The sequence below is a fragment of the Pseudomonas sp. BF-R-01 genome (assembly GCF_019946615.1).
GTDB lineage: Bacteria > Pseudomonadota > Gammaproteobacteria > Pseudomonadales > Pseudomonadaceae > Aquipseudomonas > Aquipseudomonas migulae.
Map to the genome: position 1 here is coordinate 15,188 of NZ_JAGYFX010000022.1, position 22,960 is coordinate 38,147.

The window sequence follows — 22,960 nt, forward strand, 5'->3', positions numbered from 1 at the left end:
CGCAGCTCTCGACAGCGCGTGCCTCGAAATACTCCGACGTACCGCGTCCACCCGTGCAAGAGACGGCGGACAATCGCTGAACAGCGTCTATGCTCAGTGGCACAGACGGCGCCGAACCTCGATTCAGAGCCGTCTGCTGCCATCCACCACAGGGAATGTTCCGCTTATGAAACTTCATGCTCTGACCAATGCCATCGCCCTCGCCACCGTGCTGTCCACTGTCAGCTTCAGCGCCGTGGCAGCGGACATTCCGTTGTCTGCCGTCGTTGAAGCCGATCAAGTCACGACCAAAGTCCTGGCCGTAGACGCCGCCAACCACCAAGTCGTCCTTGAAGGTGCTGAAGGCCGTGAGGTGAATGTACAACTGAGCGACAAGGCCAAGAATCTGGGTAACCTGAAGGTCGGCGATAAGGTCACTGTCGAAGTGATCCGCTCCGTTGCCGCTTACCTCGACACCGATGTCGACAAAGGTCTGCCGGGCTCTACCGAACGCACCGGAGAAATCCGCGCCACCAAAGACGACCCCAACCCTGGGGGTGAAGCCTTCCGTCAGGTACAGGTACAACTGCAAATCACCAAAATTGATGTGGCGAAAAACCAGGTGACCTTCAAGGGACCCCGCGGACACTCGAAAACCATCAACGTTGAAAAGCCTGAAGTTCAGAAAAAACTGAAAGACTTGAAAGTAGGGCAGAGCGTCGTCGTGACGTATACCGATGTATTGAAAGTGACCACTCAACACTAAAGTTGAGTCTTGGCTCTACAGCTTGATCATTCCTGTACAGTTTCTTGTATAGGAATGATCAGAATTAATGGTCTAACTGGTGGGTTTAAAAAGTTGTCAGCGTAATATTGCAATCGACATTTTGTTAAACATTGTGTACACAAATTTCATGTTTATGCACACGGACATATCCGCCAACTTCTATTAAAATCCCTCCCGTTCGCCCAGTGTCAGGGCTCTTTACCAGTGCATGGATTGCCGAGGCCATTACACTGGGCGAACACCTTCTTCAAGTGCAATATGCACTGCATAAATCCGATAGGATGCCCAGCATTTCTTGTAAAGGATGAAAACGGCAGCCGCCGTTCTGACACGGATGAAACCTCTCTCCCTTTATCACCCGGCCCTCTACTGGCTGCGCGTGTGGCAAAAAAGACTGTTCCGCCAACTGGCGTGGCGCTTCTCCCGCAAACGTTACGCTCGCCCGAAAGACACCTTTGAGCGCTTGCCGTACCGATACCTCAAACACACCTCCAAACTGATCCGCAAACTCGGCAACTCCGATGTGCAGCTGCAACACAACAAAGTCGTGAACCTGAAATTGGCCGTGGCTTCAATAGACGGCGTGGTCATTGGCCCCGGTGAATACTTTTCCTTCTGTCGTCTGGTCGGCCGACCGACCCGAAAACGCGGTTACGTCGAAGGCATGGAACTGTCCTTTGGTGAAGCACGCAGTGGCGTCGGTGGCGGGATTTGCCAACTAAGCAACCTGATCCACTGGATGGCGATTCACTCCCCGCTGCTGGTAGTCGAACGATCGAATCACAGCTTCGACCCATTTCCTGACGAGGGGCGCGTGCTGCCATTCGGTTCCGGGGCGGCGATCTTTTACAACTACATCGACCTGGTGCTGCACAACCCGACGGATCGGCACTTTCAGTTGAAGTTGAAAGTGGCTGAGCAGCAGTTGGAGGGGGAGTTGTTGTGTGATCAGATCCGGGCGTTTCGGTATCACGTTTATCAACGGGAACACCGGTTTGTGCGTGAAGGCGGGCGGGTGTTTCGGGAGAATGAAATCTGGCGGGATGTGAGGAGCAAGGGGCAGGAGAGTCAGGTGTTGGAGAGTGCGCGGCTTTATAAGAATCGGGTGGTGGTCAAGTATGAGGTTGAAGAGAGTTTATTGGCAGAGCGTGCATAAAAAACGGGCGATAATTTGATCGCCCGTTTTTTATGTTGTCTGAAACTGTAACTTTTTCAGGAGTCAGCTTCTTTCTCTAGGTCGATTAATCTAGATGATGGTCCATCACACCGTAAACGTTCAAGCACGATTTTCGGCCAATGATTACGCGAACGACGGTTAGCGATTTTGTAGGTGAAATCCTGAATTAGACTTGAGGGGTGAAAAAATAGGTTGCCCAAAAGCATTGCGACATCAATACCACTTAAGTAGTTTTTACCGTTAGCAGCGGCTTTTTTCTCAGCTATTACTTTGCGAGTATGACCAAGAAACCCCGACTGTTTAAGATTCGATGCGAGCTGAGTCTTAACAAATTTGTCGGAGTCGCTCGGATTTCCATTTTCATCAAACCAGGGGCCGTTGTTCATGTATGATCGGATGTATTCCCAAAAGCCCTTTTGCATGTCTAGCGATTTCCCCATCGGGGTACCAAGACTGATCATCAGCGCGTTCTCAGCATTACCGAATTGGTGAACCAGTATTTCCAGAGAGGCATTAGTCATGCCCGCTGTATAAGGTCCGACCATCTGGAATTCACATGTCAGTGCTTTTAGCCCATCCCAAGGTGCGTGATACAACTCCCCATTGTTGTCATAGTAGATTTCGCGAGTGCGTCTATTGAAAATTATGGGCAGCGGTAATCGGCGAAATGTCTCCCAGAGGAAGGGAATTGCTACCAATGGCGCAGCCACGATTAACCCATTGCTGGCGCCTTCATAATTGCCGGTCGCTAATAGCCATAGGGCAATTAGAAAGCATGGAATCGATCCGAGAGCCATTAATCCAGTGATGAGCCCACGGTCTGTATCTCCGCCAGTTTTTAGTGACAAAAAATGCTCGGAGTGCTCGTCGGTAATGAACAGTTCCATAGGGAGTTGGCCTGTTGACTGATCAAAACTAAGGGTTGTGGTTTTTGAGGCTCCATATTTTGTATTCGCCTGTCTTACAAGGTCATCCAGAGCCATGTGATTTCCTATTTTCTGGCAGCGAGTCGTGCGGTTGAAAAGTATCGGTAGAGTTGGCTAAAGTGTCTCCCACAGGAGTGGGGGAGGAAAAACGGTGCTCCGAACACCACTGGCGATATTACGGCTTCCCATCGGCCTAAAAGTGCTATCCACAACTCCATGCCCAGGATAGAGATGGCGGAAGTTCTTGATTTTTTCTTCTACTTTTCAATATCAATCAATCTAGTAGTGGGGCCATCTGACTGTAAACGCTCCAGCACGACCTTGGGCCACCGATTACGAGATTTACGTTTTGCAATGTTATAGGTGAAATCCTGAATCCAATGGGTAGGATAGAACATTATGTGTCCTAGAAGCATGAGCGCATCCATACCACTGAGATAGTTCTTCCCATTTGTTGCGGTTTTTTTGTCAGCGATGGTTTTTCGCCAATGAGCAAGAAAGCTAGAGGGTTTCGTGTTTAGGTTTAGTTGGCTTTTCACAAAAGTATCTGATTGGCTGTAATTGCCTTTCTCGTCAAACCATGGTCCATTGTTCATGTAGGAACGTATGTATTCCCAAAATCCTTTTTGCATATCCAGGGTTTTACCTATTGGTGATCCGAGACTAATCATTAATGAATCGCCAGGGTCGCAAAAACGATGAAGCATTATATCTAAAGACGTATTTCCAATGCCGCCAGTATAGGGTCCGACAATTTGAAATTCGCACGCCATAGCTTGAATTCCATCCCATGGGGAATGGAATAGTTCACCTTTTTTTTCAAAATAAATTTCACGAGTGCGGCGATTGAATAGAACGGGTAAAGGAAGAGGTCGGCTGATTTCAAATAAGAAAGGAATTACAAACATAGGAATCGCAATGGCGAGAGATAAAGCTGCCAACGCCCATTCAGCTTCCATCGCCATCCATAGTGACAGAAGCAGTCCAAGCGGAGATGCGATGCCTGCAAGCATGCCTGTCATTGCACCCCGTTCAGCGTCGCCGCTCATTTTCAGGGTGAGATAATTTTCAGTGTGTTCATCGGTAATGAATAGCTCTATAGGGGCCTTGCCTGTTGGTTTCTCAGCCCTGAGAATTACCGTAGGCGGGGCTCCATATTTTGCATTCGACTGTCTTATAAGATCACCCAGTACCATGTGATTCCCTTGTTTTCTGGTAGGGATGTGCATTCCGAATGCATATCTTGAAAAAGATAGAACGACCTGTTTTTATGAGGTCGTAGTAAGTAGGTTGCCCTTTTACGCCTTGTACAGAACATCATCTATATTTTCCTAATCTATCAGTCTGGTCGCAGGGCCATTATGTCTTAGTCGCTCAAGCACTATGTTCGGCCAGCGATTGCGCGATCTCTTTTTTGCGATTTTATAAGTAAGGTTCTGTATTAGGTTTGATGGGTAAAACATTAAATGGCCAAGAAACATAAGTGCGTCTATACCACTTAAGTAATTTTCCCCGTCTGCCGCAGCTTTTTTTTCTGCGATAGTTTGGCGCCAGTGATCAAGGAGCTGGGATTGATCGATGTTCGCAGAAAGTTGCATTTTTACAAAGTTGTCTGAATTACTATGATTTCCATCTTTATCGAACCATGGACCATTATTCATGTAGGAACGAATGTATTCCCAGAATCCTTTCTGCATCTCCAGTGTTTTTCCTGCCGGAGATCCTAGGCTCACCATAAGCGCGTTTTCAGGGTTTTGATACCGATGAACCATAATTTCTAAAGATGCGTTTTTCATACCAGCAGTGTAGGGGCCGACTATTTGAAATTCACGTGCAACGGCTTGGATACCATCCCATGGACAGTGAAACAACGTCCCTTCATGATCAAAATAGACCTCGCGAGTCCTGCGGTTGAAAAGTATCGGTAGAGGAAGTGGTCGAAGTGTCTCCCATAGGAACGGGGCAAGGAAAAGCGGAACGCCAAACACCACTGGCCATATTACGGCTTCCCATCGGCCTTGAAGCGCCATCCACGACCCTATGACAAGACAAAGACTTGAGCAAATACCGCCAAGAATACCGGTCAACATTCCTCGGTCAGAGCCCCCTCCAACCTGAAGTGATAGGTATTGCTCAGTGTGTTCATCTGTAATGAAAAGCTCCATAGGAGCCTTGCCTGTGGGCTGATCTGCACTTAGAACTATCCGGCTAGTTGCATGTGCGAGACCGCGGGGCTGTTTGATCTCTACGCTCATAATGCCGAACTATCCGCTGATTCTTTTGCCTCGGTTTTGCTGAGGTTGGCCTTGAAGTACGTCATGAAATCCTGTCCTTGAGCAAAGGCTCTTTCAATCTTCGCGCTTTGCTCGTTCAAAGCTTGGCTCGGCTTGGCCCACTGCTCAGGTGGTATAGATTTTGACCACTCAGCAATGGATTCAGGTAGAGACTTCATGCTGAAACGATGGTCCCATTCCGCTACCCAGTACGGAAAACGCCACCAAGTCATCAGGTGTGTCAGGTACCACCAGCCAACGCCTAAAGCGGAACGCTCGTTGTGTTGGTATTCCTCGTGCACGTCTTGTCGTTCTTTATCAAAGGTGTGACGCCCTTCGTAGGGGGCTTTGCCAGGGCGGAACTCTGGACCTTTTTCCATGTAGACGCGTATGGCTTCCCATTTGCCCAAGCCATGAGCAGGAGTCATTACGCCTTGTCTCACAAAGTGCACTACGTCAGCTCCGGAGTCGTCGAACGCCATACCAAAGGTATAGGCGCTTGCTACTCCCACTCCAGTAACCCCTGTACTGATTGAGAGCCAAGATACTGTCTCTTCCCATGGTTGAATGACAGGAACGTCAGAACCTTCGGGGAAAAAGCAGACTTCACGACGTTGGCGGTTGAATCGAATTGGACGGGTGCGGGACTTCTCTCTGGTAGTGCTCAAGATAACGTAAGTACCCAGAAGCGCGGCTATTCCTCCTCCCCAAAGACTAAAGGTCACACCGAAATGGAACATGCCTGCTGCCCTGTCCCAAAAGGACTCGGAAAATGGATTTCCCCAAGTAGTAGATCCTGCAAGCAAAGGCAGAACAATCAGGCATGAGAATATGAACATCATACCGAGCCCAATCATTGCCCTAGCTTGGAAAGCCTTGCCGAAATTACTACTGCCTACGTCAAGGAATGTCTCGTTGACTTCAACGAAGCTTCCGCCGAGATCCATGGGTATTTGCCCGGTAGGCACCGGCAGTGGCGAAAAAAATAGAGCCTCTCCAGTAGCAAAACGACGAGTTTCACCGGCAGCAGGGCGCTGCTGTTTAATATCGAACTCGTCGTGCTGCGCAGAGATAGGTGTCATTCGGAAAGCCATAAACGGTATTCGGCCTAGGATGCATCCACTGTGGGCTCGTTAGCCGGTTCGGAAAATTTCACCTTGAAGTAATCCAGCAGGTTTTGCCCTTTGGCAAAGGCCTTCCGGATTTCAGCGCTTTCCTCGAGCAACGCTTCGCTCGGCAGAGCGTGTTGCTCAGTGGGGAGAGGTCTTGACCATTCCAGGACTTCTTTAGGAAAACCTGCTTTTGGCCGACGGTTCACCCAACCAGATATGTAGCACGGTATTGTCCAGCCGCTAAAAAATTGTATTGTCAAAAAGCCCCAGGTGTAACGTAGAAATGAGTGATCTGCTCGATAACTACGACGACACAGATGGAAGAATTCGACGGAGCCTTCCTCTAGTTCGTCCGATTGATCTGGGGGGAGGGCAGACATACCTTCCTCCATATAGGCACGAATTGCCTCCCACTCAGAAACGGCAAGGCTCAAATTACTGCTGGGTATAACGGACCACAATACATTTCCGGTGCCGGCATCCCGCAGGCCAATCATCAGTTTGTATTCTGGCATCACTGCATATTGGGTAATGAGTTTTCCCACTGAGACACAAGCTATAACATCTTCCCAAGGTACATATCGTGGTTTATGGCCCTTTTGAGGTACAAATACGACTTCGCGGCGCTGCCTGTTAAAGCGAACAGGTGGGTGTGCTGAAACTTGTCGAGCGGCTTGATGGAAGAAATAAATATAGGTAAGTGCGATAGCGCCAATAATAAACCAAAGTACAGGGTTGAAAAAAAAGCTGAGCCAGCCACTCAAAAATGGCTCTGCGTTTCTCCTAAGGTAAGAGGCGAAAGCAGAGAAAAAAAATAGCAAAGTCACAATGAACATTATCGCGCCGATGCCAATTCTAGCCATAAATTCAAAATTACCTTGCCCGACAGCAAAGTCTAGAAAGGTTTCATTAGTGTTGCGGTGCAGTTGGCGAGAGCTAACTGCTGGCATTCCTGTCGGTACTGGTTTTGGTGATAAGTAAACCACCTCGGTCCCCGACTCTTTCTCAAAGTCTCCCGCATGGGGCAGTCGCTCGTATTTACTATCAGGCACTTAGATTCTCCGGTTTAATGTCGGCCCATTTTAACGTGGTTCTACTCTGTCTGACCGAAGATTCACCTTTAATTGGGTTGTTGGTGCCCGAAAAGCGTAGTGAAATAGGGTAATAAAGAAATCCATCATTGGCTTTGAGCGGCGCACTCGCTATATCTGGCTGTACACTCAGGCGTAATCTCAATTCGGATTGCTCTCCACACCACTCTTCAGGTATTTCTAATTTTAGGAGTAGCGGGTCGCTACTCGCCAGTTGCAGTATATCTCGTACGGATTCGCTGACATCTTTCGCTGGATGGGTAAGCTGAGCCGATAGTTCTGCCTGCATCCGAATTGGATTTTCATTCCACTTCTCCAGAGATAAACCTGGAAATGTGATTCCAATTGTTCGAATGCCTTCCCCATCTAGTTGGCGCTTTGCGATACCTGTGTCAGTAACAACAGGGCGTAAATTGGCCTCGGCTAATCCTTGAGCGTGCGTTTTCATATCCCATTGCTTATTCTCAATACCCCAGCAACAACTTTGCATCCAGCGTTGTTGATCATCAAGGTTGAAATAGTTGTAAAGGGCTTCGCCGCCCAATTGAAGTGCGGTGAAACCTAAAGACCATGGCGTTAGTCGAGATGAGAAACTTAAGAATCGTACTCCGCGGGTACCCCAAGCTCGTCCCACTGCGACAACTCGATCAGCTCTTGGCGTGGTAACGTAAATGCGACCTACGGTACCAATCTCCTTGAACGACTTAGCCGTAGTGATACCGGCCACACCAGTGTTACCTATGTCTCCCGTAAGGGCTAGCAATGCTCCCGCTTTTTCACCTGCTGTACCGGTAAGCAATGCGTCTGTCCACTTGTTCCAGTTATCTAAAGTAGTGCCAATGGAGCTGAGGAGGCCCAATGGCGCTATCACTGCTCCCAGACCTAGTCCCAGCTTGCCAAGTTTTACCATGAATAGGGCGCCGCCTTTACCTCCGGTGCTGGCGACAGTTGCTTTGAACCCTATATCTACTAATGCAATATATGCGTTTTGGTATACCGATAACGCAGCGGAAACAACACCCGTAAATGCTCCGAAAAATACAATGCTGTCTTTTGTCGTTGCATTGCCCGAGACCTTGCTCCAAGCGTCCAACGCTTCTCTGAAATTCCAAGCTTGAAATAATAATGCAGCCATTGGAACAAAGCTGCTCTTTAGTACGGCGGAACTGCCAGGTTCCCCATAACTACGGAGTGCCCCGATTTTTAATCGTTGTATTTCATTGTTTAGCAGCGCTTGTTGGGCTGTATCAATGTTTAGCTGTACGCCAATATAGCCGGATGCAAGTGTGTTGGTTGTAATTAGGCTGTCTTGGATCTTGGCTGTGAGAGCAAGGCGCTCCTTTCTCAATAATAAAAGCTGGCGATTTAGCTCGTTTTTTTCTGCTTTAGCATTGGCTTGCCTTGCTTTACCCTGATGGTCGCTGCTCGCTACACGGCGCTTGCTTTCTTTTTGTGCTCGATTTCGTTCTCGGACTAACTGCTGCTCCGTATCTAGCATCGTTCCTAGACTTCCAAGTCGTCCAAGGAAAATTTGTTTATCTTGAGTGCTGGATACTTTTAGTGTCGCACCTCCATGTTTCAATGCATATAGTGTTCCAAGTCGATGAGCTCGATTGCTATGCGTTGAAATTTTATCGAGATGGGTTTTTAGTTCTGGGCCATTAAGTTTTTCCTGGATTTCTGAAAGCCAGTTTTGTAAGCGTAGGGCAATCGCTGGAGAGTAAGCTGCATTGATCGCATGGCTTGTGCTCAGAGCGTTAGAATTTAAGTTTGCAGTCCAATGGCGGCCTAGTAGGGTGCCAATTTCGTTGAGTCGTGCTTTTGCGTCATCAAGTCCGGATTGTAGATTCTTCGCGTCGTCTAACCATTTACGGACATCCCCTGCTTTTTTAAGCAGGAAGGCTTCGTCGAGACGACTAGAAAATGCCGGCATAATGTAATAAGGCGCGCCGTGGAAGTATTCGCCTACTGTCTTTAAACTTTCCTCTGTACGACACAAATCTCGAACACAATTCTGCTCTGTTACCAAAGCCGACATCAACTGATCAGGAACATCCGCATCGAAATACCACGCACTCATGTGGTATTCGCTTTTGGTAAACAACCCTACCCGGTCATCAGTAATGCGGTTCAAACGAGAGGTCCAGCGCTTCATGTGCGAGCGCTCGGTTTCCAGGTATTTGTTCATTTCCTCATAGCGGACGAGGTCGTGGATGCCACGAGCGCCCAGGCCTTTACCTTGTACAGCGGCGTGGCTTTTGTCTTCCAGCACCTCGATGTCATCTTCCAGATCGCTGTAAAGACTTTTGCCAAGGGAGTCGATCATCTCCTGCTTTTTGGTGTTCATGACCTTGTAAGCAGCGCCGACCTTGGGGTTGGGGACGCGAACCCGGCTTACTCTCTGTGGCAGATCAGTGGTGCTGGTTCTGGCGCCGTCGTATTCATTTCGCGAATTAACGTAGTCATAGATTTTTTGACGTTGCTCAGGCGTGGTTTTTTCGAACAATGCATCGCTGGTACCTGCCTGGCGGGCAGACTTTTCGCTGACTACCATGAGCGTTTCGATGTAGTTACCGATGGAATACTTGAGGTCGTTCTTCTCCTTGAGCACCCATTCATCGATCCAGCCAACCACTTTGTCCTGCTGTTCGGCAAGATCACGCATTACCCCAATGCTGTCTTTGAAAACCAAAAAGAAATGGTCTTTTTCATAGGCTGGCAATAACGACTTTTTAATCGTGCCGAGTTGAGTCGCCTTGAACAGATTCTTCTGGTCTTCCCAGATGTAGTCCTTACTTTCCTCGGGGTGGGCACCCGTAGGCGGTGCTTGTGTGGCGGGTTTCTCCGCAACCTCTGTGATCCATTTTTCAGCCTGTTTGTCGGTCAGCAGGTTTGGGCCACCTTTTTCAACGTCGCCTTTGGCGAGGTTTACTTTCTGCATGAACAGATCGCGCTCTTTACTCGACTTAAGCATTTGCGAGCACTTGGCAGCCGTCCATTGCACTTCGGCATAGGCTATGTGCAGAGAGCTGCCACGGGTGAATATCAAAGCGTTTTCGCCTGCAGAACCGGTGCGCTTGTCCTGGGTAGCTTCTTTGCCTTTCCAAATGCACTTGGTGACCACGCCGTTTTTCACTTCGTACTCGTGCAAGTAACCCGTCGTGTTGTCGATTACGTAAAGCCAGCCATCGCGCAGCAGGCGAATCCCCATTGGGCGCGAGGCGGTTTTGTAAGGAAGCGACAATTCAGAAGAAGGGTCGAGCCGTTCGACAAGACCATAGCGCAGGGGAATCAGCTGAAGCTTTTGCTTCATCTGCGAACAGCCACCAGTGGAGCACTTGGCATCGCTGCGGGGCAGGTCGACTGCGTTGGGGTTTTTTCCTGTCTGGCTCATACGGAATTCCTTTCCAGCATCGGGTAGCAAGGGCGGATCGATTCGCCCGTTTGCTCAGTTCTTGGTGATGACGTGAGTGTCGCTACCGGCGGGTTTTACTAACGCGCGGCGCAGTCTCACAAAAAGCTGCCTTTTAGGCAAAGAGTGAAGCTCTCTTGAGCGTTCTCTTTCAATTCGGTTTTGCCGCCCGTTCCTGGGCAATATCAGCGACCCGTTCGAGTCTCTGAGCGGGCGTTTGTTCCGACGGGGTCTTGAGTATCGCATCCAGGTCCGGATGCTCCTCCAGCGCTCGCTCGCCGAGGAACCCGTGAATGTTGGCGTAGAGGGTGATGTCGAGTTCGGTGTTGAAGCCGCGATCGTAGGAGGTCGAGGCCAGTGCGTGCAGGTGTTCCCAGCGGTGCAGCGGCATCGATTGTGCCTGATAGGACGGGAAGTATTCGTGCATGTGCTGGTCGAGACGCAGGACGATGCTGCGGAAATTCACTTCATCCAGTTGGCTGAGTTGCTCGTCGCTCAAGCGATAGCGTTTGCTGTGGTTCGGCTCGGGGGCTTTGCCCGGTCGCTGGTTGATGTGCCAGCAACCCAATGCCGCGTCGGCGGCGACGATCTGCGAGCAGGGGCCGAACAGGGTAGGGTCCTCGATGCTCTCGGCGTGACCGAGCAATGCGTGGGCCACGGCAGGGTCGGCGATGCGCAGCAGGACTTCTTCACCCTGAGGGTGCATGACGCTGGTCAGCCAGCGGAAGTGCTCGACCATTTGTGTCCAGGGTTGATCGCTGAACACCAGGTAGCCCCACTCTTGGCGGGGCTCGGCGAGAAACTTCGCGAGGATGGGGTTGTTCTGTGCATTTATCTGAACCAGGCACGGCGAGACGTCGCCCAATTCCGCCCACTGTGTGCCGAGGTAGAGCGGCTCGAACACCGGGTCATCCGACCATTGATAAAGGTGCTGGGGCAGTTTCTCGACGCTGACGCCATCCAGCAACAATCCGACGGTGCCATTCCACGGCAGGCCTTGGGGCAATCCGTTTTCCAGCGTCCAGTCGGACTTAAGCATTTTGCGCCTCCAGTTTGGCCTTCTCGCAAATCGCGCAGATCGGCTTCTTCTGCATCAACGCTTGGCGCTGCGCGGGCACCAGCAATTGCCCGGCCTTATCCGCATCCGCCTGCTTCAACGGCCCCGGCAATATCGGCGCCGCCCCCGTCCCGCTGCCCGGTCCGCCACCGGAGTTCATGTTGATCGCCGGCCCGCTCATGGTGACGCCGCCGGCATCGATCTTGATGAAGCTGCCGCCGCCGATCAGGGTCAGTTCGCTGCCGGCTTCGAGTACGACTTTGATGCCGCTGCTCAGGTGGATTTCCTGGCCCGCGTCGATGAATTGCCCGGTGCCGATCTTGATGTGCTGGTTCACGCCCACGGTCAGGTGGTCGTTGGCGCGGGTTTCGACTTTGCGGTCTTCATAAACGGTGTGGTGTTCTTCGGCCTTGAATTCGCTGTAGCTGTTCTTCTCCACGGTGTCGTGGCGTTCGTTGCCGACGCGGATCTTCTGGTCGTGTTCGACGTTTTCATCCCAGTCGCGCTGGGCATGGAGGAAGATCTGTTCCTGGCCTTTTTTGTCTTCGATGCGCAGTTCGTTGAAGCCTGCGCCACCGGGCGAGCTCAGGGTTTTGAAGGTGGTGCGGGTCTTGTTCGCCGGCAGGGCGTACGGGACGACGTTTTCCTTGTGGTACAGGCAGCCGCTGATCAGCGGCTGGTCGGGGTCGCCTTCGAGGAACGTGACGAGCACTTCCATGCCGATTCGCGGGATGGCGATGCCGCCGTAGTGAGCACCGGCCCAGGCGGAGGAGACGCGCAGCCAGCAGCTGGTCTTGTCGTCGGCCTGACCTTCGCGGTCCCAGTGGAATTGCACTTTGACGCGGCCGTACTGATCGCAGTGGATTTCTTCACCTTTGGGCCCGGTGACCACAGCGCTCTGGCTGCCGAGAATGCGCGGTTTCTTCTGCGTCAGCGGCGGGCGGTTCGGCACGTCCCACGGGGTGGTCTGGAAGCGGTTGCGATAACCCTGATGGAAGTCGTCTTTCAGGTTGGTCGTGCTGCTGGTGACCGACTCTTCCAGCACTTGCGGCTGTTTGCCTTCGTGCAGGACTTCGGTGAGCAGCCACAGGTCGTTCCATTTAGCTTTCGGGTGTTGGGTCAGGGCCAGGAAATGGCCACTGACCAGCAACGGCTGATCGCTTTTGCCTTCGGCCAGCTGGAAGTCGCTGCGGTGACGTTCGAGGGCACGTTTGGCCAGGTGCTTGCCGCGTTCGCGGTCGATGAAGCGACCAGGGTAGTCGTAGTCTTCGAGGTCGGGCAGGGCGTCGCCACGGTGTTCGCTTTCGAGGTTGATGCGCGGTTTTTCGAAGTCGTAGTCACGGCGGGTGATGCGGCTGGTGCGGGTTTCCAGGCGCAGGTCGAAGCGCTTGATCACCGGGTCGCTGGCGACCATGCCGGAGTCTTGCTGATAGGCCACGGGCGCGAGTTTCGGGAACACCGTCTGGTCATCGCCGAACACCAGTTTGTGGGCCGTGGGGCTGTGCTCGAAGTGGTAGTGGATACCTTCTTCCTCGCACAGGCGCTGGACGAATTGCAGGTCCGATTCATCGTACTGAACGCAGTAGATGCGCTCGGGATAAATCGCCCCGACTTTGAATTGGTAGGCATTGCTCTGAATGCCGTGCTCTTCGAGGACCAGGCCGATGATTTTCGGCACGGTGAGGTTCTGGAAGATGCGCTGGTTGATGCGGTGCGCGAGGTAGGACAGTTGCGGGCGCAGGGTCACCGCGTAGCGGGTCAGGCGTTTGCCGGAATCACCCTGGGCGGCGCGATAAATCTGGCCATGAATGCCGCTGCCGTCGGGCGAGAGCTGCAAAAAGGCCGGTTTGTGCAGCAGGCTTTCGAGGTCCAGGGACGGCTTTTCACTGACCAGTTCCACCTCAAACACAAACGGCTGGCTGATGGCTTCCCGACCTTGCAGGGATAAAACCTGGAAGTCGCTGGAAAGACCTTCGATGGTCAGGGCAAAGTGAGTCTGATTGGCCGGCGCGAACATCCCTTGTTCCTCGTGCAGTGGAGCGGCGTTCGTCGACAACCGCAAAGCGGATCAACGCACGCGAAATTCTGGAGGGGCGTAAACAACATCGACCAGCAGAGCTGGCCGATGCTTGTAACGATCAGCCGTAATTAAACGACTGGAGCACGCCAGTCATCGGAACCCGAAGTACCGGATACTTCGTGGGTCCAGGTGATTTTGCGGTAGGTGAACTGCACTTCTTCCAGGTGGGTGAAGTGCGAGTTGCCTGGATCCTGGCAGTTGTGCATTTTGTTGTTGATGGCGACGATGATCGCGTCTTCCAGTTTGGTGGTGTAGTAGTGCTCTTGAGTACCTTGAGCCGAAGTACGGTACCACTGGATAACGATTTCGCTCATGCGCTCGCCGGAGGTCAGAGCCGCTTGCAGCAGAGGCGAAGCCTTGTCGTAGACCTTGGTGATCACGACTGGCTTGTGTACGCGCTGACCGGTCGGTTGGCCGGATTGCGGGTCACGCGGGATGATCACGTCGTGGCTGAAAGCCTGAACCATGACCTGGTCTTCGTGACCTTCCTGGTAGGTGTTGCCAACGGAGTCGGCAGTGAAGGCGCCGGCAGTGATCAGGCCTTGTTTTTCGCCAGTGACGGACATGTACGCTGGTGTTGCCATGGATGCTCTCCTTGCTGAATAAATAAAGGTGCCCGGGAGGCGGTATCGCCCGGTGGGTGCATGACTGTTATCAAGGTCCGTGCCACAAACGATAAAAGCCATATAAAACAAGGTGTTGAGATGGTTTCGCGACTGTTTTTGAAACGCCGCGCAAGGCTCTACGCGTAATGTGCGCAAGAAGTTGCGCAGCACTGCGCAACTTCTTGCGCACTCGGCTGGAGGCCCTGATTAGCCGGATGTTGTGCAGTGAAACCGGACGATTTGCTCGGTCGATTGCGCAACTTCTTGCGCATCAAGGCGGTTGGCCATCACTGAGAGAACCCGTGTAACAAGTGCAACGAACTGCGCAGCCGGGTGGTCAAAAACTGCGCTGAGATAACCGTACATTTCCCACATTCAAGGAGCGCGACATGAAAATCCTGATGGTTTTGACGTCCCACGATCAATTGGGCAATACCGGTAAGAAAACCGGCTTCTGGCTGGAGGAATTCGCGGCACCGTATTTCGCTTTCAAAGACGCCGGCGCTCAGCTGACGCTGGCGTCGCCCAAGGGAGGCCAGCCGCCACTGGACCCCAAAAGCGATGAGCCCGATGCGCAGACCGCTGCGACGGAGCGTTTTCGCAAGGATTCTGCAGCCCAGTCCGCATTGGCGTCCACCGCGTTGCTCGGCAGCGTGCGAGCCGAAGATTACGATGCGGTTTTCTATCCGGGCGGGCATGGCCCGTTGTGGGATCTGACTGAAGACAAGGTTTCGATCGCATTGATCGAGGCGTTTTACAAGGCGGGCAAGCCGGTTGCTTTGGTCTGCCATGCGCCGGGCGTGTTGCGTCACGTCAAGGGCGCGGATGGTCAACCGCAGGTCAAAGGCAAGCGTGTGACCGGTTTCACCAACTCCGAGGAGGAGGCGGTGCAACTGACTAATGTGGTGCCGTTTCTGGTGGAGGACATGCTCCAGGAGAAGGGCGGGATTTATTCCAAGGGAGATGACTGGGCGAGTTATGTGGTGACCGATGGTCTGCTGCTGACCGGGCAGAATCCGGCGTCGTCCGAGGCGGCGGCTGAAGCGCTGCTGGCGAAGCTGAAATAACCACGAACCTTGTAGGAGCCGGCTTGCCGGCGATAAGGCCCTGAAGAGCAATACAAGTCCAAGGGCCCCATCGCCGGCAAGCCGGCTCCTACAAGGGGGGATTAACGGAGCGTTGCGAAGCATTCCTCGATCGAACGCCGTTGCGTCTCGGCATACAACCCCAACTCATCGATGGTCGATCGTCCCAGGGCTTGCTCGAATGCTTGCCGATTCGAATGCTCGCCGTAGTGGGTTTGCGCGGCATCCCCCAGGTTTGACTGAAAAATCCCCGCCGCGCTGACCGGCAGGAAATCTTCGTAAACCAGCGGTTCAACCCGCAAATAGCCTCCGCTGAGCAGATCTTCCAGAGACGAGGATTTAAGCGCCGGCGCTCCGACGCCTTTCTCCGTCACGAAATAGCGAAAGTACGCCAGTTCCTGTAGGCGCATGCCCTCGACGGTGTCAGGGAATTCGCTGAAATGCTGCGTCATCAGCGCGTTATAGCGTGCGGCGTTGCCTTCGTTGGGGAAGTCCCCGAGTTCGTCGCGAGCAGCATTGAGCAAACGGTCATACAGCGCTCGTCCTTTAGGCGTGAGCGCCGCGCCGCGCTGCTCGATTTCACCGAAACGAGCGCTGTGGCTGCCGCGACTTTCGGCCTGATCGGTAAAGGCAACAGGCTCGTCCAGCGCCTTGAAACTGGTCTGACGCAACAGGATCGGGCACTGCCGGCGGGGCGGGCCTTCGATCACCGCTTTAGGGGTAATGCCGTGGGCCGGCATTTGCGCCTGCACGATGTCGATGTCCAGCGTGCGCGGCGTCAGGTGGTTGATGTGCGGCCCCTTGAACGCCACCACGTCGGCGATCAGGCGATGCTGGGCGCTGAGTTTCTGGTACTGCTCGGCGGTGACCGTCGCGCTGTGGTGCCAGCGGAAGGTTTCCAGCGCTTGCTCGACGAAGTCCTGGGCCTCGGGCTCGGTGAGGCCACCTTCGGTTTCGGCACGATCAATGAGGTTCAATGCTTTTGGCGTGAAGATCGAGCGCTTATTCAGCACCGATTGCGCAAAGGCGCGCAGCTCAAGGTCTTCGATCAATTCCAGACGCAGCAACGAGGTGAACACTCGAAACGGGCTGACCTGCAGTGCGGCTTCATGCACCGCGCGGAACGCCGTGGAATGCACCGGCACGCCGGCCGGGGTCAGGTCGTAATAGCCGACCGGTTGCATGCCCATCACCGCAAACAGCCGGGCGAGGGTGGCCAGTTCAGCGGCGGTGCCGACGCGGATGGCGCCATGACGCTCCAGGTCCAGGCGCTGGATTTCGCCGGTGCTGTTCAACTGTCGGGCGATCTGCGGGTCGCTCTCCAGTACATGGCGGTTGGTCTGTTCCACCAGTTCCATCAGCGCGCCGTACAGCGGCACTTCTTCGCGGTACATGTCGGACATCGCTTTGGAAAAGCGTTGGCGGATCAGGTCAGGGCTGACAAAGCTCGGGTGGCTCATGAAAAAATTCCTGGCGCGGTGACGTAAAGGATGCGGAAAAGATCGCAGCCTTCAGCGTCGCCGACAAACGAAGAATCTTACGGACTTCATTCTTTCAAGGACTGCTTGCTCAATGCATCCTCTGGTCCTGAGGGCTTTCCGAGCGTTGGGATGCCAAAAACTCCCGATATAACCGCGCCGTGCTCCCTGGCTCTTCGACCATCGGCATATGGCCGATTCCGTCCCAGATTTCTACACGCAGATCCTCGATGCCTTTGCTCCAGATCGCCACGCTACTGACATCGATCAAGCGGTCCTTGCGCCCCCACAGCAGCAGCGCCGGGCACTTGATGTCGGGCAGTTTTGGCTCCATCGGCGGGCTGGCGCGAAAGTCGCTGAAGATTTCTGCCAACTCATCCCGGGACTGTTCATAACGCTGGGCGATGGCGTCCAGCACCACGCCGGGCACCCACGGTGGTTCGGCCATGGTCATGGCGTAGAAGCGCCGAAATTCTTCTCGGGAGTGAACCAGGAACGGGTTGTGCCCCTGGGCCAGGTGGCGTTCCAGGTCACTGATTTCGGGTGCGGTGACACCGGCCGGGTCGATCAGCGCGACCGACGCGATGCGCTCCGGGTAGGTGGCCGCGAGCCAGGCCGCCATGTAGCCACCCATCGAGTTGCCGATCACGTGGACCTTCTCGACGCCGCAGACGTCGAGCAACTGGATCATTCGTTTGGCCTGCAAGGGAATGTCATAACCGCCGCCGGCCTTGAAGCCGGTTTCGCCATGCCCCGCGATGTCGGGGATGATCACCCGGTAGGTGCCGACAAAGTGCCGGGCAAAACGCAGCCAGGTATTCTTGTCGGCGCTGTAGCCGTGGAGCATCAGCACACTGCTTGACGCTTCATAAGGCCCGCCTTGCCAGGTCGAGACGGTCATTTCGGCGATGGGCACGACGATTTTGTGCAGCCGATACAGCTTGGCTTCGGCCGCCATGTTCAAGTCATAGAGCCAATAACCGATGGCCGGGTAGCTCAACCAGCTCCAGGCCGCGAAAACTGCGATAGCGACAACCAACAAAAGCATCAGGCGTCTCCCTTCTCTCTGATCAGGACAGCATGTGATCGGCGGGTTTCAGTGCCCGGGTCAATCGGTGGTAGCTGAAACTGAACCCCGGAAACATGGCGATTACATGACCGCTCTTGCTTTGATACCAACTGTGGCAGCCTCCTGACTTCCATACAGTGCGTTCCATCTCCCGGTGGATCATTTCAGTGTAGGTACGTTCTGCCTCGGGGCGTACTTCGATGCTGCGCAAACCCTGTTCTTTTAACGTGCGAATGCAGTCGAGGATGTAATTCATCTGCGATTCGATGATGAACAGCGCCGATGTATGGCCGATGCCGGTGTTGGGACCGGTGACGATAAACAGGTTGGGGAAGTCCGGCAGGCTGGTGCCGAGGTAGGCACGAGGGTAGGTCGCCCAGAAATCCCTGAGTTGCTTGCCGTTTTTTCCGCTGACCGGGTAGGAAATGACCCCGTCAGTGGCGTCGTAACCGGTGGACCAGACGATCAGGTCCACGTCGATGTGCTGCCCGTCCTGCATGACAATGCCGGTTTCGTCGATGGCGGCAATGCCTTGCTCGCGGCTGTGCAAGGTCACGTTGTCGCGGCCGAGTGCCGGGTACAGGGTGCTTGAAACAATGACCCGCTTGCAGCCGATGGCGTAGTCCGGTGTCAGTTTTCGTCTGAGTTCAGGGTCGGGCACTTGTCGCTTGAGGAAGCGCAGGGCGTGTTGCTGGACCATACGGATGGCCGGTTTCGAATACTTGAAGGCAATCACCCGGGTTTCGAATTGCCAGTAGATCATCCAGCGCAGCAGCTTGTAGGCGGGTTTGAGGCCGAGCAGCCAGCGCTGGAAAGGCCCAAAAGTGCGGTCGCCCCGTGGCAGCACCCAGTGCGGTGTGCGCTGGAATACATGCAAATGCGCGACGTCCGAAGCAATCGCCGGGATCACCTGGGCCGCGCTGGCGCCACTGCCAACGATGGCGACGCGTTTATGCCGATAGTCGTAGGCGTGATCCCAATGGTTGGTATGAAAAGTCTTGCCCTGAAAGCGCTCCTGGCCCTCGAAGCGTGGGACGACGGGCTGGCTCAGCGGCCCTGTGGCGTTGATCAGGAACTGCGCGTAGAACGTGCCTTTGCTGGCGGTGTGCACTGCCCAGCGTTTGGCGTCGTCGTCCCATTCGATGCGTTCGACGTTCGCCTCCAGTTCCACCCTGTCGCGCAGGCCGAATTGCTCCACCACGTGCTGCGTGTAGCGGTGCAATTCGGCTTGTTCGGCGAACATTTGCGTCCAGCGATAGGGCGCAAAGGACAGCGAATACAGCGGCGAGGGCACATCGACGGCGGCGCCGGGGTAAGTGTTCTGGCACCAGGTGCCGCCGAAGAAGTCCCGACGTTCCAACAGACGAAAATCATCGATGCCGGCCTTGAGCAAATTGATCGCCGCACACTGGCCGCCGAAACCGCTGCCGATGATCAACACTTGGAAAGTCTGCATGGGCCTCCTTTTTTCTCGTTATTTGTCTCTTCAGGTATAGCCAAACATTCGGGGCTCGCCTCCTGTCTATACCGCGGTATTCAGACTGCTGGCCGGTGATGGCTATTTGACGTTGCCCTGTTAGACTTCGAGCACACCCGCTACCCCAGGTGTGATCAGGTTCCGTTCAGCGGTACAGAGGCCTTATGGGAAAAACGGGAGGAAAAGGACTTTCACTGGCCAGGAGGCTCTATGCATCGCGAAGCCTGGGGCTAGCCGCGGGACTGGTGTGTGTGGTCGCCGCGACGTACCCGCTTGATCCGCCATTGTGGGTCTGGGCGATGATGCTCTTCAACGGAATCTTCTGGCCACACGTGGCCTACCAATGGGCGCGTCGGGCGAAGGTTCCCTACCACGCCGAACACCGTAACCTGCTGGTCGATGCCTTTCTCGGCGGCTTCTGGGTCGCCGCCATGCAATTCAATCCGCTGCCCAGCGCAACCACCATTGCCATGATGGCGATGAACAATGTGGCCATTGGCGGTTTGCGATTCCTGCTGGTGGGCACGGTTGCGCAACTTCTGGGCGTTTGCGTCGGATACTTTCTGTTTGCGCCGGCCTTCATTCCTGAAACCAGTCAGCTGCAGCTGTACGCCTGTTTACCCTTGCTGTGTCTGTATCCGTTAGCGCTGGGCTGGATCTGCTTTCGCCAGGCCACCACGCTTGGCCGGCAAAAGCGCGAATTGCTCGCCCTGAGTCGCACCGATAGCCTCACCGGCCTGCTCAACCATGGTGCCTGGAAGGACCAGTTGGAAGTCGAATTCCAGCGCTGTAAACGCCAGAATCGGGGTGGGGCTATTGCGTTGATCGACGTCGATCACTTCAAAGCCATCAACGACACCTACGGGCATGTCGCCGGCGATATCGTCTTGCGGCAGTTGAGCAAGGTGCTCAAACAGAACCTTCGGGCGACTGACGTGGCCGGCCGCTACGGCGGTGACGAGTTCTGTGTGATTCTCCCGGACCTTGCGCTCGGCAGCGCCGCGGCGGCCATGGATGCCCTGCGGGATCGTTTCGCGACCCTCAGTTACGAACAGAGCCCGGCGCTGAAAGTCAGCCTGAGCATCGGCCTGGCCGCTTTCACCCAGGCGCACACAGACGCGACGCTCTGGCTCAACGACGCCGATCAGGCGCTTTACCAGGCCAAGACTACCGGTCGTAATCGCGTCATCTGTAGCGGCGAGGGCGAGCCTCGTCGCGAACTGTTCGACCCGGTTTGAAAGCCTGCACAAATCCCCATGTGGGAGCGGGCTTCGGTCGGTAGAAACCGGGGACATCCTTTACGTTTTAAACCGCTGCCTTCGCCGAACCGCACAAACGAGTTCTCGCCGATTCTCAATCTGACTATTCCAGACCCAGCAGCGACAACGTCTGTTCGTAGAACGCTGTTTCCTGCGTTGCAATGCCGGGATAGGTCGGCAGGTAGTCCTCGTCGAAACACCAGGCCTGGGCGGAGGTTGTTGACGGCTGAGCATGAATGATCAGGCTTAGTGAGGAAGACATGCACTGGGGCGGCAGTTGTCGATGTACTTCGTAATAAGGTTGCATGTGCAGTACTTCGTCCTGGGCAAGTTTAAGTGTTGTTTCGTCGCCTAAGGGAGGTCGGGTACCCACACGCAATGGCGCCGGATCAAGTATTTTGCGTATAACGGTGGTGTAGCCGTCGCCGCTGTAACCCACCGCATAAATCTCAAAATCGTGGGTGTGGTTCAAGTTGTAGATGAACGTTTCGCTCTCATCCTTGCTCGTCACTGGAGCCCAGAAACCCAAGCGGACGGTGTAGGCATCCGAATAGTGCAGCACGAAGGCGTAGGCGTTATACAAACTGTTTTTGGTGTTGTAACCGTCGCGTTGGAGGGTGTTGTAGAGATGCTCGCTCAGTAATGTTTTGTGGGTAGCGAGTTCGCGCAGGTCGGCAATGATTTGTGGTTTGTCACGATCCGGATCGTACCCTTCTATGCGCTCGATAAAAGTCTTCAGGTTCATGCGACTTCATCCAGGTGCTGGTCAAGCAAACGGTTCAGATGAGTATTTTGCAGCTTCCGCAATTGCGGCACGTATCTCCGAGCGTTACAGGGATCAGCGCCATATATGAGCTGGAACGCCTTCCACGCAACTGCGGGGTGATAGTGATAAATCAACTCTTCAGCCACTTTGCTAGAATCTGGGTCTTGTACGGCCTCAAGCAGTTCCAGACTGACCAGATAATGTGCGGCGCTTTTGTCGTGGGGGAACCAGGCACATTTGCGTAATGACCTGCGTTCGAAAACACGGATATCGGCACTCTTATCCGGAAAGTTAAGGCTGCCGATAAACGCTGGGTGCCCGTTCCCTGTTGGATTGCTGTCAAACAGAACTTTTGTGCCGTCGATGAGCAGGGGGTTATCCGCGTCGACCGTGACTTGTGGTCCGAGTATCAGGTAGTCATCCGCCACTTCGTAAAGTTGAACGCGATACGACTGCGCATTGATTGCGAACAGAATGCTGTTACCCGGCACCGTATAGAGTTGCGGTGAAACAGGGGCATTGTCAGGTGCCTTCAAGCTGATATTGCCACTTGCGTTATAGTACAAAGTCAACGTTCCGGTATGGATGTTGGTTGAGCTCAAGATTGCTGCTCCCCTGGACAGCTCGGGGTCGTCAGCAGTTTTCTGATGCAATAAAGCGGCTAAGTGTTTTACTTCGGTGGTCAGATCCAGTGTCTTGAGAGTGTTAATAATTAGTTCTGGATGAAGGTCTGATCTGATAAGGGTCTTGATCATAGGCGTATCCATTGACTCAAAGTGTGTGAGTGAATGTGGGCGTATAGCCGCCATCAGCGATCGGGCGTGCAGTACAGGTTTTTGCTGGAAAAAAATGTGTGTATTGAGACTTTGGTGGTTAGACGTTGAAACTTGATTTAGTAGGGGTGCCTGGCGTTGCAAACTACGAAAGCCAAGCACTTGGTCGGATGTGTCGGTAGTGTTACTTAATAAATTGCGGTGCTTCAGTCAATTGCCAGTAACGTTTGATTTCGTGGATATTGCCCACGTTGAGGCGAGGTGTATATCCGGACATGCAAGACAGTGCAGTAAGTTTATGTGTCGATGTGTTGATGATGTTGGTTTGAGCGTGAAATAGCGGTGTGCTACACCAGTTGTTGGTTGTTGTTTTCATGGTGCTCTCGCAAAATAATAATGGGTTGGTTTTGTTGTCGTAGTGACGTAAAGATAGTTGCACTGCTGGTGATGCAGGGCAAGGCTGTAGCTGTAAATGAATGTGAGTGGTTGTGTGTAAGTGTTGTGATGGAACTGACTTAAGAGGGTTTTATAGTTGGGTGTAGTGAGGGGGATTT

Annotated in this window: 18 protein-coding genes; 4 read left to right on the plus strand and 14 right to left on the minus strand. The window is 53.7% G+C overall.

What is annotated here, in order from left to right; genetic code table 11:
• The first annotated feature begins 166 nt into the window (after nt 1–166).
• Both KGB27_RS11025 and KGB27_RS11030 read left to right on the plus strand, forming a co-directional pair.
• Nucleotides 167–745: a hypothetical protein gene (locus KGB27_RS11025; protein ID WP_223554452.1), complete on the plus strand. Its 579-nt coding sequence runs from the start codon at nt 167–169 to the stop codon at nt 743–745.
• 355 nt (nt 746–1,100) lie between these two features.
• Nucleotides 1,101–1,922, plus strand: coding sequence for a VanW family protein (locus tag KGB27_RS11030; RefSeq protein WP_192418381.1), 822 nt, complete (start codon nt 1,101–1,103; stop codon nt 1,920–1,922).
• 56 nt (nt 1,923–1,978) lie between these two features.
• Here KGB27_RS11030 and KGB27_RS11035 read toward each other — a convergent pair whose 3' ends face one another.
• The 9 genes from KGB27_RS11035 to KGB27_RS11075 form a co-directional block, all read right to left on the minus strand.
• Nucleotides 1,979–2,926, minus strand: coding sequence for a hypothetical protein (locus tag KGB27_RS11035; protein ID WP_223554454.1), 948 nt, complete (start codon nt 2,924–2,926; stop codon nt 1,979–1,981).
• Between the two features lie 200 nt (nt 2,927–3,126).
• On the minus strand, nt 3,127–4,065 hold the full coding sequence (locus tag KGB27_RS11040) for a hypothetical protein (RefSeq protein ID WP_223554457.1): 939 nt from the start codon (nt 4,063–4,065) through the stop codon (nt 3,127–3,129).
• 135 nt (nt 4,066–4,200) lie between these two features.
• Nucleotides 4,201–5,124, minus strand: coding sequence for a hypothetical protein (locus tag KGB27_RS11045; protein ID WP_223554459.1), 924 nt, complete (start codon nt 5,122–5,124; stop codon nt 4,201–4,203).
• Nucleotides 5,121–6,224 (minus strand): DUF6708 domain-containing protein, encoded by a 1,104-nt coding sequence (locus KGB27_RS11050; RefSeq protein WP_223554461.1) that lies wholly within the window; start codon nt 6,222–6,224, stop codon nt 5,121–5,123. Before KGB27_RS11050 ends, KGB27_RS11045 begins: the two co-directional genes overlap by 4 nt.
• A gap of 26 nt (nt 6,225–6,250) precedes the next feature.
• Nucleotides 6,251–7,306: a phage holin family protein gene (locus KGB27_RS11055; RefSeq protein ID WP_223554463.1), complete on the minus strand. Its 1,056-nt coding sequence runs from the start codon at nt 7,304–7,306 to the stop codon at nt 6,251–6,253.
• Nucleotides 7,299–10,739 (minus strand): toxin VasX, encoded by a 3,441-nt coding sequence (locus tag KGB27_RS11060; protein WP_223554465.1) that lies wholly within the window; start codon nt 10,737–10,739, stop codon nt 7,299–7,301. The genes KGB27_RS11055 and KGB27_RS11060 overlap by 8 nt, the downstream gene beginning before the upstream one ends.
• Nucleotides 10,740–10,908: 169 nt before the next feature.
• Nucleotides 10,909–11,796, minus strand: coding sequence for a DUF4123 domain-containing protein (locus KGB27_RS11065; RefSeq protein WP_223554467.1), 888 nt, complete (start codon nt 11,794–11,796; stop codon nt 10,909–10,911).
• Nucleotides 11,789–13,831 carry a type VI secretion system tip protein VgrG gene (gene tssI / locus KGB27_RS11070; RefSeq protein ID WP_223554469.1) on the minus strand — a complete coding sequence of 681 codons (2,043 nt, stop codon included), beginning with the start codon at nt 13,829–13,831 and terminating at the stop codon, nt 11,789–11,791. Before tssI ends, KGB27_RS11065 begins: the two co-directional genes overlap by 8 nt.
• A 131-nt stretch (nt 13,832–13,962) precedes the next feature.
• Complete coding sequence (locus tag KGB27_RS11075; RefSeq protein ID WP_047601845.1) at nt 13,963–14,478, minus strand: Hcp family type VI secretion system effector; 516 nt, start codon at nt 14,476–14,478, stop codon at nt 13,963–13,965.
• A 410-nt stretch (nt 14,479–14,888) separates the two neighbouring features.
• Here KGB27_RS11075 and KGB27_RS11080 point away from each other — a divergent pair, with 410 nt between their 5' ends.
• The gene (locus tag KGB27_RS11080; protein ID WP_223554471.1) at nt 14,889–15,566 is read left to right on the plus strand and encodes a type 1 glutamine amidotransferase domain-containing protein; all 678 of its coding nucleotides are present in this window, start codon (nt 14,889–14,891) and stop codon (nt 15,564–15,566) included.
• A gap of 101 nt (nt 15,567–15,667) precedes the next feature.
• On the opposite strand, the gene KGB27_RS11085 is transcribed toward KGB27_RS11080, so the two are convergent.
• From KGB27_RS11085 to KGB27_RS11095, 3 genes are all read right to left on the minus strand, one after another.
• Nucleotides 15,668–17,044 carry a VOC family protein gene (locus tag KGB27_RS11085; RefSeq protein WP_008044916.1) on the minus strand — a complete coding sequence of 459 codons (1,377 nt, stop codon included), beginning with the start codon at nt 17,042–17,044 and terminating at the stop codon, nt 15,668–15,670.
• A gap of 109 nt (nt 17,045–17,153) precedes the next feature.
• Nucleotides 17,154–18,110: an alpha/beta fold hydrolase gene (locus KGB27_RS11090; protein ID WP_223554473.1), complete on the minus strand. Its 957-nt coding sequence runs from the start codon at nt 18,108–18,110 to the stop codon at nt 17,154–17,156.
• Nucleotides 18,111–18,132: 22 nt separating this feature from the next.
• Complete coding sequence (locus KGB27_RS11095; protein ID WP_223554475.1) at nt 18,133–19,587, minus strand: flavin-containing monooxygenase; 1,455 nt, start codon at nt 19,585–19,587, stop codon at nt 18,133–18,135.
• Nucleotides 19,588–19,772: 185 nt separating this feature from the next.
• On the opposite strand from KGB27_RS11095, the gene KGB27_RS11100 reads away from it, so the two are divergent.
• Nucleotides 19,773–20,846, plus strand: a complete 1,074-nt coding sequence (locus KGB27_RS11100; protein WP_223554477.1) for a diguanylate cyclase — start codon at nt 19,773–19,775, stop codon at nt 20,844–20,846.
• 124 nt (nt 20,847–20,970) lie between these two features.
• On the opposite strand, the gene KGB27_RS11105 is transcribed toward KGB27_RS11100, so the two are convergent.
• Together KGB27_RS11105 and KGB27_RS11110 are read right to left on the minus strand one after the other, a co-directional pair.
• A complete protein-coding gene (locus KGB27_RS11105; protein WP_223554479.1) occupies nt 20,971–21,612 on the minus strand; it encodes a transposase in 642 nt (213 codons plus the stop codon).
• Nucleotides 21,609–22,388, minus strand: coding sequence for a hypothetical protein (locus KGB27_RS11110; RefSeq protein ID WP_223554481.1), 780 nt, complete (start codon nt 22,386–22,388; stop codon nt 21,609–21,611). Before KGB27_RS11110 ends, KGB27_RS11105 begins: the two co-directional genes overlap by 4 nt.
• Nucleotides 22,389–22,960: the final 572 nt, after the last annotated feature.